Source organism: Klebsiella sp., from assembly GCF_027492335.1.
GTDB lineage: Bacteria > Pseudomonadota > Gammaproteobacteria > Enterobacterales > Enterobacteriaceae > Klebsiella > Klebsiella huaxiensis.
Map to the genome: position 1 here is coordinate 1 of NZ_JAPUEW010000058.1, position 15,655 is coordinate 15,655.

At 56.4% G+C, this 15,655-nt stretch carries 10 protein-coding genes; all 10 read left to right on the forward strand.

What is annotated here, in order from left to right; all coding sequences use genetic code 11:
* A partial coding sequence (locus tag QVF11_RS17715) for an SLC5/6 family protein (protein WP_462660965.1) occupies window positions 1-467 on the forward strand: 467 nt, incomplete at its 5' end.
* Window positions 468-530: 63 nt separating this feature from the next.
* Window positions 531-1,898 carry an L-serine ammonia-lyase gene (locus tag QVF11_RS17720; protein WP_112213956.1) on the forward strand — a complete coding sequence of 456 codons (1,368 nt, stop codon included), beginning with the start codon at window positions 531-533 and terminating at the stop codon, window positions 1,896-1,898.
* Window positions 1,899-2,127: 229 nt separating this feature from the next.
* Window positions 2,128-2,595, forward strand: a complete 468-nt coding sequence (locus QVF11_RS17725) for a prepilin peptidase-dependent protein (protein ID WP_112213955.1) — start codon at window positions 2,128-2,130, stop codon at window positions 2,593-2,595.
* A complete protein-coding gene (locus QVF11_RS17730; protein ID WP_287858492.1) occupies window positions 2,586-3,149 on the forward strand; it encodes a prepilin peptidase-dependent protein in 564 nt (187 codons plus the stop codon). The genes QVF11_RS17725 and QVF11_RS17730 overlap by 10 nt, the downstream gene beginning before the upstream one ends.
* Window positions 3,146-3,553 (forward strand): DUF2509 family protein, encoded by a 408-nt coding sequence (locus QVF11_RS17735; protein ID WP_287858493.1) that lies wholly within the window; start codon window positions 3,146-3,148, stop codon window positions 3,551-3,553. The genes QVF11_RS17730 and QVF11_RS17735 overlap by 4 nt, the downstream gene beginning before the upstream one ends.
* Window positions 3,538-3,861 (forward strand): prepilin-type N-terminal cleavage/methylation domain-containing protein, encoded by a 324-nt coding sequence (locus QVF11_RS17740; protein WP_110276454.1) that lies wholly within the window; start codon window positions 3,538-3,540, stop codon window positions 3,859-3,861. The genes QVF11_RS17735 and QVF11_RS17740 overlap by 16 nt, the downstream gene beginning before the upstream one ends.
* 12 nt (window positions 3,862-3,873) lie before the next feature.
* Window positions 3,874-7,248 carry an exodeoxyribonuclease V subunit gamma gene (gene recC / locus QVF11_RS17745; protein WP_287858494.1) on the forward strand — a complete coding sequence of 1,125 codons (3,375 nt, stop codon included), beginning with the start codon at window positions 3,874-3,876 and terminating at the stop codon, window positions 7,246-7,248.
* Window positions 7,249-7,376: 128 nt separating this feature from the next.
* Window positions 7,377-10,262 (forward strand): pitrilysin, encoded by a 2,886-nt coding sequence (gene ptrA / locus QVF11_RS17750; protein WP_287858496.1) that lies wholly within the window; start codon window positions 7,377-7,379, stop codon window positions 10,260-10,262.
* Window positions 10,259-13,804 carry an exodeoxyribonuclease V subunit beta gene (gene recB / locus QVF11_RS17755; protein ID WP_287858497.1) on the forward strand — a complete coding sequence of 1,182 codons (3,546 nt, stop codon included), beginning with the start codon at window positions 10,259-10,261 and terminating at the stop codon, window positions 13,802-13,804. Before ptrA ends, recB begins: the two co-directional genes overlap by 4 nt.
* On the forward strand, window positions 13,801-15,645 hold the full coding sequence (gene recD, locus QVF11_RS17760; RefSeq protein WP_287858498.1) for an exodeoxyribonuclease V subunit alpha: 1,845 nt from the start codon (window positions 13,801-13,803) through the stop codon (window positions 15,643-15,645). The genes recB and recD overlap by 4 nt, the downstream gene beginning before the upstream one ends.
* Window positions 15,646-15,655 lie beyond the last annotated feature (10 nt).

Consider the following 15,655-nt stretch of genomic DNA (forward strand, 5'->3'; position numbering starts at 1 on the left):
CGGAAAACCTGGCGGAAGCAAAAGCACAGAACATCTCCATCCTCTCTTACCTGGCGAACCATTTTAATGCGCCGGTGATTGCCTGGATGGCACCTGTCATCGCGATGATTGCGATTACCAAATCCTTCCTCGGGCACTACCTCGGTGCGCGTGAAGGTTTTAACGGTATGGTGATTAAGTCCCTGCGCGGTAAAGGAAAATCTATAGAAATCAACAAACTTAACAAGATCACTGCGCTGTTCATGTTGGTGACTACCTGGATTGTAGCGACACTGAACCCGAGTATCCTGGGCATGATTGAAACGCTGGGCGGCCCGGTTATCGCGATGATTCTGTTCCTGATGCCGATGTATGCCATCAACAAAGTGCCAGCCATGCGCAAATACAGTGGTCACATCAGCAACGTGTTTGTGGTTGTGATGGGGTTGATTGCCATCTCCGCCATCTTCTTCTCACTGTTCAGCTAAGTTTTCTGCGCCGCCTGTCGCAAGCGGCACATCTGTTTTGCTTTGTAACCGCATGGGTGCCACATGATTAGCGTTTTCGATATTTTCAAAATCAGCATCGGGCCGTCCAGCTCACATACTGTTGGGCCGATGAAAGCAGGAAAACATTTTGTTGATACCCTGCAGGAAAAAGGCCTGCTACATAAAGTGACTCGCCTGGTGGTGGATGTGTATGGCTCCCTGTCATTAACGGGTAAAGGCCACCATACCGATATTGCAATTATTCTTGGGCTGTCTGGGTACTTACCAGATACCGTTGATATCGACGCCATTCCCGGCATTATTTGCGATGTAAACACTATGCATCGTCTGTTTATCGAAGAAGGCCAGCGAGAAATTCAGTTCCCGGTGGCAGAATGCATGCGTTTTCACAATGAGTTTCTGCCGCTACATGAAAATGGCATGAGTATTACCGCGTTTTGCGACGGTAAAATCGTCCATTTTCAGACTTACTATTCCATTGGTGGCGGTTTTATCGTCACGGAGGAAAACTTTGGCAAGAATCAGGACGCGGAGGTCGATATTCCGTTCCCGTTCTATTCTGCCCGCAACCTGCTGGCACACTGCCAGGAAAACTGCCTGTCAATTTCTGCGGTGATGATGAAAAACGAGATTGCCCGCCACGGCAGGGAGCGCGTAGAGCAAAATATGGCGAAAATCTGGGAGACCATGAGAAACGCTATTAATCGAGGTATGAACACGGAAGGCATTTTGCCTGGACCACTGAAAGTGCCACGTCGTGCTTCTGCGCTGCACCGCGTGCTGGCACCGCAGAGCCAGTCGATTACACCACTGAGTGCGATGGATTGGGTCAATATGTTCGCGATGGCGGTAGGGGAAGAGAACGCAGCAGGCGGGCGAGTCGTTACCGCACCGACCAACGGTGCCTGCGGCATTATCCCGGCGGTACTGGCCTATTACGATCGCTTTATCAAGGCGGTGACACCGGAAATCTATATGCGCTACTATCTGACCGCGGGTGCGATTGGCATTCTGTACAAGATGAATGCGTCAATTTCCGGGGCAGAGGTTGGTTGCCAGGGGGAAGTGGGGGTGGCCTGCTCGATGGCGTCTGCCGGACTGGCAGAGCTGCTGGGCGGCAGTCCGGATAAGGTATGCATTGCCGCGGAAATCGGCATGGAACATAACCTCGGTCTGACCTGCGATCCGGTGGCCGGACAGGTTCAGGTACCGTGCATCGAGCGTAACGCGATTGCGGCAGTGAAGGCCATTAACTCGGCCAGCATGGCGATGTATCGTACCAGCGATCCAAAAGTCTCACTGGATAAAGTCATCGAAACGATGTTTGAGACAGGCAAAGACATGAATGCCAAATATCGTGAAACTGCACGAGGCGGTCTGGCGATTAAAGTCGCGGTGTGCGAATCCTGAGTCCTGGAATACAGCCTGCAGAATGGAGTTCACTTCATCCTGCAGGCTGTTTTTTTATGCGCCAACCCAGCTAAACGACGGCTATAAACCGTGATCAGAACCCGTTTTTTGCGAGCCGGTTTCCCGCACCTTTGCAACCCATTGCAACGCTTTAAATACCCTCCGACGCGCGACGCAAACCCTCACTTTGCCGTTCGTATCAGTCATCAATGATGCGCATACTTGGCCCATGAACAGAGAACATGGCTATACCCTGATTGAAACCCTGATAACGATGATGCTGGTTGTCATTCTTAGCGCCAGTGGGCTATACGGATGGCAGAGCTGGCGACAGCAGCAGCGCCTGTGGCAAACCGCCTGCCAGGTCCGGGACTATCTTGTGCTGCTGCGCGACGACGCCAACTGGCACAACCGCGACCGGATATTAAACGTTGGGCAAAGCGCGGAGGGTTGGTGCCTGAGCGCCACTGGCTCTACAGTTGACTGCAGCGTAAAGAACGCTTTCACGTTGCATCCGCTGTGGCCGGACGTTTCGCTCAGTGCGATCACACCAGGGCTTGGGTTTTATGGCCTGCGCAATACCGCCTGGGCCGGGCATATAAGGCTGCAAAGCGTAGCGGGTGGCTGGAATATTATTGTTTCCAACTGGGGGCGAATCCGTCTGTGTCGCGGCGAGGAGACGGCATCATGTCAGTAATTCATCGTGGCTTCTCTCTACCCGAAACGCTAATAGCGATGGCGATTAGCTCCGTTTTATTACTCGGAAGCGCCCGCTTTTTGCCCTCTTTGCAACGAGCCGCTCTGAACCAGACCCAGCAGCAGTCTCTGGAAAATGAACTCTGGCAGCGTCTCTATACCGTGGCGAAGCATCTGCAACGCGCCGGTTATTGCCATGGACGCTGTAGCGGGGAAGCGCTGCACATTACAGGCAGCGGTGATTGTGTGCTCTTGCGCTGGGATGGCAACAGCGACGGAGTCTGGAATGTTTCTCCGTCATCGGAATCTGATACGACAGGCTTTCGGCTACGCGACGGCGCGCTGGAAACTTTACGCGGGGCGAGCGACTGTAGCGGCAAAGGATGGGAGAGAATGACCAACCCGGCGGCGATTAAAGTCACCACGTTTCAGATTACCCGGCAGGGAAAGACGGATTTTTCCCCTGAGCTATCGATAACGCTGGTGGCGCAATCCGTTGCTGACTCGCGAATTTACGCGCAGGCGGAATACAGCGTAACGGGATATAACCTGTGAATCGCCAGCGCGGTCTCTCTTCGCTGCTGATGGTGCTCCTGCTGTTAGCGCTTGGTAGTCTGCTGCTTCAGGGGTTAAACCAGCAGCAGCGTTCTTTGTTGGCGCAAACGGCCAGCGAAACGCAGGCGCTTCGCGATACTGCTGGTGCGCATTCCGCACTACAGTGGGGAAAGGGGCTATCCTGGCCATTGCAGGATGCCGTGAACTGCCAGCAGAATAGCGAATTTGGTTGGCGCGCTTGCATGCGCATTTTTAGCGACGCATCGGTATTGCTGATAGGCGGTAGCGGCACCATGCTGTTGTGGCAATCCGGTGTTGTTGAACAAAACAGCCTACGCTTTTCTCCCCACGGATGGAGCGATTTTTGCCCATTGAAGGAGGCCAACTTATGCCAGATGCCCTAAGGCGACAAAAGGGATTTAGCCTGCCGGAAACCCTACTGGCTTTAGTGCTCCTGATCATGACCGTTACCGCGCTGGCGGGATATCAACGTGGGCTGGCTAATGGTTTTATGCAGCTCAATCAGTATCGCCAGCTGTGGCGTGATGCATGGCGATTCGGGCAGCTTAGCCCTGCCGAGATTCCGGCAAACCGACAGGTATCCCGTGTGCAGACATCGGTGCAAAGATGTGTCAGCATCACGGTAACGATCACGATGCCCACCGCAAGGCGGGCGCAGATGACCCGGCTGCATTGCCCGGTCAGTCAGTAGCCAGGAGCGAATATGTTAAGGGTGTACCACTCAAACCGTCTGGATGTGCTTGAAGCGTTGATGGAATTTATCGTCGAGCGCCAGCGGCTGGATGACCCTTTCATTCCTGAAATGGTGCTGGTGCAGAGTACCGGGATGGCGCAATGGCTACAGATGACGCTGGCGAAGCGATTCGGGATCGCGGCCAATATTGAATTCCCTCTGCCAGCCAGTTTTATCTGGGATATGTTCGTACGGGTGCTGAAAGATATCCCTGGGGAAAGCGCGTTCAGCAAGCAGAGCGTGAGCTGGAAGCTGATGACCTTGCTGCCTCAGCGTCTTGACGATGAAGCCTTCACACTACTGCGCCACTATCTGAGCGACGACAGTGACAAGCGCAAACTGTTTCAACTGGCGACAAGGGTGGCGGATCTCTATGACCAGTATCTGGTTTATCGCCCTGAATGGCTAATGCGCTGGGAGGCTGACGGGCGCGTGGACGGCCTTGGCGAGGCACAGGATTGGCAAGCGCCGTTGTGGAAAGCGCTGGTAGAGTACACTGCGGAACTGGGTCAACCGCTGTGGCATCGCGCCAACTTGTATCAACGCTTTATCAGTGCGCTTGAATCCGCTGAAGAGCCTCCAGCCGGGCTGCCATCGCGGGTATTTATTTGTGGGATTTCGGCGCTGCCGCCGGTGTACCTGCAGGCGCTACAGGCGCTGGGTAAGCATGTTGATGTTTACGTCCTCTTCACCAACCCTTGCCGCTACTACTGGGGTGACATCAAAGATCCAGCATTTCTGGCCAGACTGATGTCCCGCCAGCGTCGCCATCATCGTGAAACGACCCGAGAGCTGCCGCTGTTCCGTGATACTGAACAGGCACCCGGATTATTTAATGATTCCGGGGAGCAGGATGTCGGCAACCCAATGCTGGCCTCCTGGGGCAAGCTGGGGCGTGACTATATCTACTTACTGGCGGGTCTGGAACGCTATGAAGAACTGGATGCTTTTGTTGATATCGTACCTGACAACCTGCTGCATAATCTTCAGGCTGACATCCTCGATCTGCGCAATGCCGCGGTGGCCGGGCGTAGCGCCGAGGAGTTCGCCAACAGCCGCAGCAAGCGCCCCTTAGCGCTGGACGATCGCAGCCTGATGATTCATGTCTGCCACAGCCCGCAGCGCGAGGTCGAGGTGCTGCACGACAGGCTGCTGGCGATGCTCGAAGAGAATCCCGAATTGACGCCGCGCGATATTATCGTCATGGTCGCGGATATCGATAGCTACAGTCCCTATATCCAGGCCGTCTTCGGCAGCGCCAGCGGCGAACGCTGGCTACCATGGGCGATTTCCGACCGTCGCGCCCGGGAATCTCACCCTGCGCTACAGGCATTTATTACCCTCCTTTCGCTGCCCGATAGCCGCTTTGCCAGCGAAGATGTTCTGGCGCTGCTGGACGTTCCGGTGCTGGCGGCGCGGTTTAATATTGACGAAGAGGGGCTACGCTACCTACGCCAGTGGGTTAACGAATCCGGTGTGCGCTGGGGGATGGATGACGACAACGTTCGTGAGCTGGATCTCCCGGCAACCGGTCAGCACACCTGGCGCTTTGGCCTGACGCGGATGCTGTTGGGCTATGCGATGGACAGCAGCGAGGGGGAGTGGCGCTCGGTTCTGCCATACGATGAGTCGAGCGGGCTTATCGCCGAACTGGTGGGTAACCTGGCATCCTTGTTAATGCAGCTTAATCTCTGGCGTCGCGGGCTGGCTCAGGAGCGCCCTCTGGCGGAGTGGCTGCCGGTATGCCGTGACCTGCTGAACGACTTTTTCCTGCCAGATAGCGAAACAGAGGCGGCTCTGGCGCTCATTGAACAACAATGGCAGGCGGTGATTGATGGCGGCGTTGAGGCTCAGTACGGCGAAGCGGTGCCGCTGTCGCTGCTTCGCGATGAACTCTCCCAGCGTCTCGATCAGCAGCGCATCAGCCAGCGCTTCCTTGCCGGCCCGGTGAACATCTGTACCCTGATGCCCATGCGCTCGATTCCTTTTAAAGTGGTCTGCCTGCTGGGAATGAACGACGGCGTTTATCCGCGTACTCTGGCACCGCTTGGCTTTGACTTAATGAGCCAGAAACCGCAGCGGGGCGACCGTAGCCGTCGTGATGATGACCGTTATCTGTTCCTCGAAGCGCTGATGTCGGCCGAGCAGAAGCTGCATATCAGCTATATTGGTCGCTCTATTCAGGATAATAGCGAGCGCTATCCTTCCGTTCTGGTCCAGGAGCTGGCGGACTATATCGGTCAAAGCCACTGTCTGGCGGGCGATGAGTCGTTGGATTGCGACGCCAGCGAGCGTCGTGTCAAAGAGCACATCACTCATCTGCATACGCGCATGCCTTTTGATGCCGCCAACTTTCAAGACAACGAAGATCAAAGCTATGCCCGGGAATGGCTGGCAGCCGCCAGCCAGCAGGGGGAGGCGCACGGTGAGTTTATCCAGCCGCTACCCGCCCCGGAAATTGACCACCTCCCTTTCGAACAGTTGCTGCGTTTCTGGCAGCATCCGGTTCGCGCCTTCTTCCAGCAGCGGCTGCGGGTTAATTTCCGCTCGGAGGAGAGCGAAATCCCCGACGATGAACCTTTCACCCTTGAAGGGCTGAGCCGCTATCAGCTGAACCAGCAACTGCTGAATACGCTGATTGAGCAGCAGGACGCTTCGGTGATGTATCGCCGTTTCCGTGCCGCCGGAGAGTTACCCTATGGCGCTTTCGGTGAACTGGCCTGGGAGACCCAGCGACAGGAGATGCAAAACCTGGCGGAGCGGGTCATTGCCAGCCGCAAACCGGGGCAGAGTCTGGAAATCGATCTGCAATGTAACGGAGTCAACATTACTGGGTGGTTGCAGCAGGTACAATCCGACGGTTTGCTGCGCTGGCGGCCATCGCTGCTGAGCGTGGCGCAGGGAATGCAACTTTGGCTGGAGCATCTTGTCTATTGTGCAAGTGGCGGTATCGGCGAAAGTCGACTGTTTGTGCGCAAAGACGGGGAGTGGCATTTCCCTCCGCTGGCGCAAGAGCAGGCTCAAGGATACCTGAATGAACTGGTCGACGGTTATCTGCAAGGGATGTCTAAACCGCTACTGCTGCTGCCAGAAAGCGGAGGTGCATGGCTAAAAGTCTGTTACGACGCCGAAAAGGATGTCATGTTAATGGATGAAGAGACGCAGCAGAAAGCGCGCAGTAAATTTCTTCAAGCCTATGAAGGAAACATGGTGGTCAGCGGTGAGGGTACTGATGTTTGGTATCAGCGCCTGTGGCGCACCCTTGAGCCGGAATACTATGAAGAGATTATCGCGCAAACGCAGCGCTATTTGCTGCCGGTATTTCGTTTCCATCAGTCCGAATAAAATTTTAATAGTATAAAAATTGCGCAATATATGGCTGTTCATTTATGATGCGCAACGAATCACGGACTGATGTTTTATTAAGGCTGCATACCGTGCAGCGCCAGGTTTGTTAATGATGAGGTCCGTGAATGCCCCGCAGTTTATGGTTCAAGGTTATTGTAGTTCTGGCCGCCCTTTGGGCACCGTTAAGTCAAGCAGACACCGGATGGCAACCGATTCAGGGAACCATTCGTAAAAGCGAAAAAGATACCCGTCAATATCAGGCGATTCGCCTGGATAATGGCATGGTGGTTCTGCTGGTTTCCGATCAGCAGGCGGTGAAATCGCTGTCGGCGCTGGTCGTCCCTGTGGGTTCACTACAGGATCCCGTGGAGCATCAGGGGCTGGCTCACTTCCTGGAGCATATGACGCTGATGGGCTCGCAGAAATATCCGCAGCCTGACAGCCTCGCCGAGTTCCTCAAAATGCATGGCGGCAGCCATAACGCCAGTACCGCGCCGTATCGCACCGCGTTCTATCTTGAAGTGGAAAACGATGCGCTGGACGGTGCTGTTGACCGTCTGGCTGACGCCATTGCCGCGCCGCTGCTGGATAAAAAATATGCCGACCGAGAGCGTAATGCAGTTAATGCCGAGCTAACGATGGCGCGAACCCGAGATGGGATGCGGATGGCGCAGGTTAGCGCTGAAACCATCAACCCGGCACACCCGGGCTCGCATTTTTCCGGCGGTAACCTCGAAACGCTGAGCGACAAGCCCGGCAAGCCGGTGCTCGATGCGCTGCATACCTTCCGCGATAGCTGGTATTCAGCCAACCTGATGAAAGCGGTGATCTACAGCAACAAATCTCTGCCGGAGCTGGCGAGCATCGCCGCAGCTACCTATGGTCGCGTGCCGAACCATAATATTAGCAAGCCGGAAATTACCGTGCCGGTGGTGACCGATGCGCAAAAGGGCATCATCATTCACTATGTCCCGGCGATGCCGCGTAAAGTGCTGCGCGTTGAGTTCCGCATCGATAACAATAGCGACCAGTTCCGCAGTAAAACCGACGAGCTGGTGACCTATATGATCGGCAACCGTAGCCCGGGTACGCTTTCTGACTGGCTGCAAAAGCAAGGACTGGTTGAAAGCATCCGTGCCGATTCCGACCCGGTGGTTAACGGCAACAGCGGAGTGCTGGCTATTTCCGCAACCCTGACGGATAAAGGCCTGGCGCATCGTGATGAAGTCACGGCTGCCATTTTCAGCTACCTCAATCTGCTGCGTAGTCAGGGAATTGATAAACGCTATTTCGATGAACTGGCCCATGTGCTGGCGCTCGATTTCCGCTACCCATCAATTAATCGCAATATGGATTACGTCGAATGGCTGGCTGACACCATGATCCGCGTGCCGGTTGAGCATACTCTGGACGTCGTCAACATTGCCGACCGTTACGACCCGCAGGCGATTAAAGACCGTCTGGCGATGATGACGCCGCAAAACGCCCGCATCTGGTATATCAGTCCGAAAGAACCGCATAACAAGACGGCCTACTTCGTTAACGCGCCTTATCAGGTGGATAAAATCAGCGCGCAGACCTTTGCCGACTGGCAGCAGAAATCCAGCGCCATCGACCTCAAGCTACCGGTGCTGAACCCCTATATTCCTGATGATTTCACCTTAATCAAAAGCGACAAGGCTTATCCGCATCCACAGCTGATTGTTGATGAGCCGACGCTACGTGTGATTTACGCGCCGAGCCAGTACTTCGCCAGTGAACCGAAGGCGGATATTTCGTTGGTCCTGCGTAACCCGCAGGGCATGGATAGCGCCCGTCGCCAGGTGATGTTTGCCCTCAATGATTATCTGGCGGGTATCGCGCTTGACCAGCTTAGCAACCAGGCGGCAGTCGGCGGCATCAGCTTCTCCACCGGAGCTAATAATGGGCTGATGGTTAACGCCAACGGCTACACGCAGCATCTTCCGGAACTCTTTAACGCGCTGCTGGATGGTTACTTCAGCTATACGCCGACCGAAGAACAACTGGAGCAGGCTAAATCCTGGTACGCGCAGATGATGGACTCGGCGGATAAAGGCAAAGCCTACGATCAGGCGATCATGCCGGTTCAGATGGTTTCACAGGTGCCGTATTTCCAGCGCGAAGATCGCCGGGCGCTGCTGCCCTCGATTACGCTTAAAGAGGTGCTGGAGTACCGCGATAATCTCAAAGCCAAAGGGCGTCCGGAGCTGTTGGTTATTGGTAATCTCACTGCCGATCAATCAACTGCCATGGCGCGGCAGATTCAAAAACAGCTGGGAGCAGACGGCAACGAATGGTGCCGTAACAAAGACGTACTGGTAAACAGCAAACAGCTGGCTATTTTTGAAAAAGCGGGCAACAGCACGGACTCCGCGCTGGCCGCCGTCTTCGCGCCGCCGAACGTGGATGAATACACCAGTTCTGCTGCGAGTTCTCTTCTCGGGCAAATCGTACAGCCGTGGTTTTACAACCAACTGCGTACGGAAGAGCAACTCGGCTATGCGGTTTTTGCCTTCTCAATGAACGTTGGTCGCCAGTGGGGAATGGGCTTCCTGCTGCAAAGTAACGACAAGCAACCTGAATTCCTGTGGCAGCGTTTCCAGGCCTTTTTCCCGACGGCGGAAGCTAAATTGCGAGCGATGAAGCCGGAAGAGTTTGCGCAGATTCAGCAGGCGGTTATCAGCCAGATGCAGCAGGCACCGCAGACCCTGGGCGATGAGGCATCAAAGCTGAGCAAAGATTTCGATCGCGGTAATATGCGTTTTGATTCACGTGATAAAGTAGTGGCTCAGATTAAACTGCTGACGCCGCAAAAACTTGCTGACTTCTTCCATCAGACGGTAGTGGATCCGCAAGGCATGGCGATACTTTCTCAGATTTCCGGTAGCCAGAACGGCAAGACGGAATACGCGCATCCGCAGGATGGCAAAGTCTGGGAAAACGTCAGCGCATTGCAGAAATCCTTACCTCTGATGCGAGAGAATGAATGACCGATACCGCCGAGTCTCTTGACCCCCTGCGCTTGCCCCTGACGGGCGAGCGCCTGATAGAAGCCTCTGCGGGCACCGGAAAAACCTTTACCATTGCCGCGCTCTATTTGCGGCTCTTGCTGGGGCTGGGTGGAGAGTCCGCCTTTCCCCGGCAGGTCAGCGTTGAAGAACTGCTGGTGGTGACCTTTACCGAAGCGGCGACCGAAGAGCTGCGCGGGCGTATTCGTAGCAACATCCACGAGTTGCGCATCGCCTGCCTTCGTGACAGTACCGATAACCCTCTCTACGCCGGACTGCTGGCGGAAATACCTGACAAAAACCTCGCCGCGCAAACGCTGCTGCTGGCGGAACGCCAAATGGACGAAGCGGCAGTATTTACCATTCACGGCTTCTGTCAGCGGATGCTGAGCCTCAACGCTTTTGAATCCGGCATGCTGTTCGAACAGCAACTGATAGAAGATGAATCACGCCTGCGCTATCAGGCCTGCGCCGACTTCTGGCGTCGCCACTGCTACCCGCTGCCGCGCGATATCGCCGCGGTTATTCACGAAGCGTGGAAAGGCCCCCGTGACCTGCTGAAATCAATCGACCGCTGGCTGCAGGGCGAAGCGCCGCAGCTAAAATCTCCACCACCTGCCGAAGAAACGCTGGCCGAACGCCATCAGCAAATTATCGGGCGCATTAATGCGCTTAAGCAGCAGTGGCTGGAACAGGCAGGTGAAATTGAGGCTGTGCTGGAAAATTCAGGCCTTGACCGGCGCAAGTTCAACCGCGGAAATCAGGGAAAGTGGCTGGAGAAAGTGAATGCCTGGGCACAGGAAGAGACCCTGGGCTATCAGCTTCCGGACGCGTTGGAAAAGTTCTCTCAGGCTTTCTTGCTTGAACGCACCAAACCGGGCGGTGAATCGCCGGTACATCCGCTGTTTAGCGCGGTAGAGAAGCTGTTGGCTTCACCGTTAACGTTGACCGATCTGGTTATCGCCCGGGCAATGGTCGAAATCCGTGAAGCAGTGGCCCGGGAGAAACGTCGCCGCGGCGAGCTGGGCTTTGACGATATGCTCAGTCGCCTTGATGATGCTCTTCGTAGTGATAGCGGCGAAGCGTTGGCCTGCGCGATTCGTCAGCGTTTTCCGGTAGCGATGATCGATGAATTCCAGGATACCGACCCGCAGCAGTATCGTATTTTTCGCCGTATCTGGCGACAGCAGCCAGACACCGCGCTACTGCTGATTGGCGACCCGAAGCAGGCGATTTACGCCTTCCGCGGCGCGGACATTTTTACCTACATGAGAGCGCGTGGCGATGTGAGCGCCCACTATACGCTGGATACTAACTGGCGCTCCGCGCCGGGAATGGTTGAAAGTGTCAATCGCCTGTTTAGCCTCAGCGATAACCCCTTTATGTTTCGCGAAATCCCGTTCCTGCCGGTCAAATCGGCGGATAAAAACCAGGGGCTGCGCTTTACTGTTGATGATGCCGTGATCCCCGCAATGAACGTCTGGTTGATGCCGGGCGAGGCCGTTGGCTCGGGGGATTATCAAACATTTATGGCGCAGATTTGCGCCGGACAAATTCGCGACTGGCTCAGCGCGGGTCAGCAGGGCAAAGCGCTGCTGTGGCGTGGTGAAAAATCCTCTCCGGTTCAAGCCTCGGATATCACGGTGCTGGTGCGTAACCGCCAGGAGGCCTCGCTGATCCGCGACGCTCTCCAGTTGTTGTCGATACCTTCCGTCTACCTTTCCAACCGCGATAGCGTGTTTGAAACGCCGGAAGCGCAGGAGCTGCTATGGTTGCTGCAGGCGGTGCTGGCGCCCGAACGCGAAAATACCCTGCGCAGCGCGCTGGCGACCTCAATGTTCGGCCTGAACGCTCGGGATATCGAAAACCTCAATCAGGATGAACGGGCGTGGGATGAACTGGTTGAGGAGTTTAGCGGCTACCGGCAAATCTGGCGTCAGCGTGGGGTCATGCCGATGCTACGCGCGCTGATGACCGCGCGACGTATCGCCGAAAATCTGCTCGCTACAAACGGTGGCGAACGACGCCTGACTGATATTCTGCATATCAGCGAGCTGCTTCAGGAAGCTGCCAACCAGCTTGAAAGTGAGCATGCGCTGGTACGCTGGCTGGCGCAGCATATCGCCGAGCCGGATAGCAATGCTTCCAGCCAGCAGATGCGCCTGGAAAGCGACAAGCACCTGGTGCAGATTGTCACCATTCACAAATCAAAAGGTCTGGAATATCCGCTGGTATGGTTGCCGTTTATCGCGCGTTTTCGTAAACAAGATCAGGCGTTTTATCACGACAGAAGTTCCTTTGCGGCGGTCCTCGACCTCGGGCAGGATGACGGCAGTATGGAACTGGCGGAGGCCGAACGTCTGGCTGAAGATTTGCGCCTGCTGTACGTGGCGCTGACCCGTGCGGTCTGGCACTGTAGCCTTGGCGTTGCGCCGCTCAGTACCCGCCGTAGCGATAAACCTGGTGCCAGCGATTTTCACCACAGTGCGTTGGGCCGCCTGATCCAGGGCGGGGAGGCGATGGATGCCGCAGGGCTAACGGCTCGTTTACAGACTTTCTGCTGCGATGATATTGCTCTGCAACGTCCTACGCTTACGGATCCGACGCCCTGGCAGGCTCCGCAGACGGAACTGCCGCCGCTTTGCGCGCGTATGCTTGAGCGCACGGTGGTTGACGACTGGAGAGTCACCAGCTACTCCGGTTTACAGCAGCACGGTCACAGCGCCGCGCAGGATCTTCTGCCGCGCCTGGATGTCGATGCCGCAGGCGTTGGCGAAGTAACGGAAGAGCCACAGCTCACGCCGCACCAGTTCCCGCGCGGCGCATCGCCGGGGACATTCTTGCACAGCCTGTTTGAAGATATTGATTTTACCCAGCCGGTTCCCGCTAACTGGATGGCGGAAAAGCTAAAATTGAGTGGGTTTGAGGAGAAATGGACGCCGGTGCTGACCGATTGGCTGGACGGCGTGCTGCGTACCCGCCTGCCGGGAGCAGAGATCGCCCTGAATCAGCTTAGCGAAAGCGATAAACAGGTGGAGATGGCCTTTTATCTACCCATCGAACAGCCTCTGAACCCGCTGCGTCTGGACGCGCTAATCCGCCAGTACGATCCGCTCTCCGTTGATACCCCAACCCTCGATTTCCGTCAGGTACGTGGCATGTTGAAAGGCTTTATCGACCTGGTATTTCGCCATAATGGCCGCTATTACCTGCTGGATTACAAATCAAACTGGCTGGGGCAAGATCGCGAGGCCTATACCCAGGACGCCATGATCCAGGCAATGCGCACGCATCGTTACGATTTGCAGTATCAGCTCTACAGCCTGGCGCTGCACCGCTATTTACGCCATCGTATTGCGGACTACGACTATGAACACCATTTTGGCGGCGTGATTTATCTCTTTTTACGCGGTATGGACGGGCAGGACGGCGGTCAGGGGATCTTTACTACGCGTCCGGCGCTGCCGTTGATTGAAGGCCTTGACGCGCTGTTTGCCGGGGAAATGCAGGAGGTAGCGCTATGACTATGGACGAACTGTTGTTGGAGGCCGCTGAGCAGCGCCTGCTGCGCCCGCTGGATGTCCAGTTTGCGCTGATGGTGGCGCAGGGTGCGCACCCTGCAGTGAAACTGGCCGCCGCGATTCTGAGCCGTGATGCGGGTGAAGGGCACGTCTGCTTGCCGATCTCTCGTCTCGAAGATGATGAGCTGCTGAGAGGAAAAGCGGCCGGCCTGCGCGAGCACATCCTTGAGCTGATAGATACCCCGGATGACTGGTCAACGCTGCTCCTTGGCTCTGAGGCGGTAAGCTGCGGCGAGCGGCCGACGCCCATAATTCTCTGCGGCGAACGGCTTTACCTCAACCGTATGTGGCGCAATGAACTAACCGTCGCGCGCTTTTTCAACGAAGCCAATCAGGTACTGGATGTTGATGAAGCCCGGTTGGCTTCAACGCTGGATGCGTTGTTTCCGCCAGGGGATGATATTGACTGGCAAAAAGTGGCCGCAGCGGTTGCTCTGACCCGACGGATTTCGGTGATCTCCGGCGGCCCCGGTACCGGAAAAACCACCACCGTCGCCAAACTGTTGGCGGCGCTGATTCAGACGCACGCCAGCCCGCGCTGTCGCATCCGTCTGGCGGCGCCAACCGGCAAAGCCGCGGCTCGCCTGACCGAATCCCTTGGCGCTGCGCTGCGCCGTCTGCCGTTAACGGACGAGCAAAAGGCGTTGGTGCCGGCCGAAGCCAGCACCCTCCATCGCCTGCTCGGCGCTCAGCCGGGGAGTCAGCGGCTGCGCTATCACGCTGGAAACCCGCTGCATCTTGACGTGCTGGTGGTCGATGAAGCCTCAATGATCGACCTGCCGATGATGTCGCGCCTGATTGACGCTCTGCCTGAACATGGGCGGGTCATTTTCCTTGGCGACCGCGATCAGCTGGCCTCGGTAGAAGCCGGGGCGGTACTCGGTGATATTTGTGCCTGGGTAAATGCGGGATATACCCCCGAACGCGCGGCCCAGTTGGGGCGATTAACGGGTCAGCCAGTGCCTGCGGGCGAGAGCGAAGCGGCGGGGGCGCTGCGTGACAGCCTGTGCCTGCTGCAAAAAAGCTACCGTTTTGGTCGCCATTCCGGCATTGGAAATCTGGCTTATGCGGTGAACAGCGGCGAACGTAGCGCAGTACGCGCGACGCTGCGCCAACCATTCGACGACATCACTCTGCATCCGCTGAGTACCACCGAAGAGTACGAGGCGATGCTCATCCAGGCGCAGGCAGGCTATGGTCGTTTCCTGCAGTTGCTGCGCGAAAGAGCCGAACCCGAAGCGATGATTGCCGCATTCGGTGAGTTCCAGTTGCTGTGCGCGCTGCGCGATGGTCCCTACGGCGTTAGCGGCGTGAATGAACAGCTGGAGCAGATGCTAAATCGCAAGCGGGCGATTACCCTGCCGCGCCATTCACGCTGGTATGAAGGGCGTCCGGTGATGATCTCCCGCAACGATAGCGCGCTGGGGCTGTTTAATGGCGATATCGGCATTGCGCTGGAAAGAGGTGACGGCCTGCGCGTCTGGTTCCCGATGCCCGATGGCAGCATCAAGTCGGTACAACCGAGCCGCTTGCCGGAGCACGATACCGCCTGGGCGATGACGGTGCACAAATCGCAAGGGTCGGAGTTCGATCACGCGGCGCTGATCCTGCCTTCCCGCAGCGTGCCGCTGTTGACGCGTGAACTGGTTTACACCGCCATTACGCGCGCCAAACAGCAGCTGTCGATTTATGCCGATGAGCAAGTGCTGACTCAGGCGGTTGTCGCACGTACCGAACGCCGCAGCGGGCTGACGGAGATCTTTGCGGGGCAGGGGCATCTCTGAGTCTGCCGGG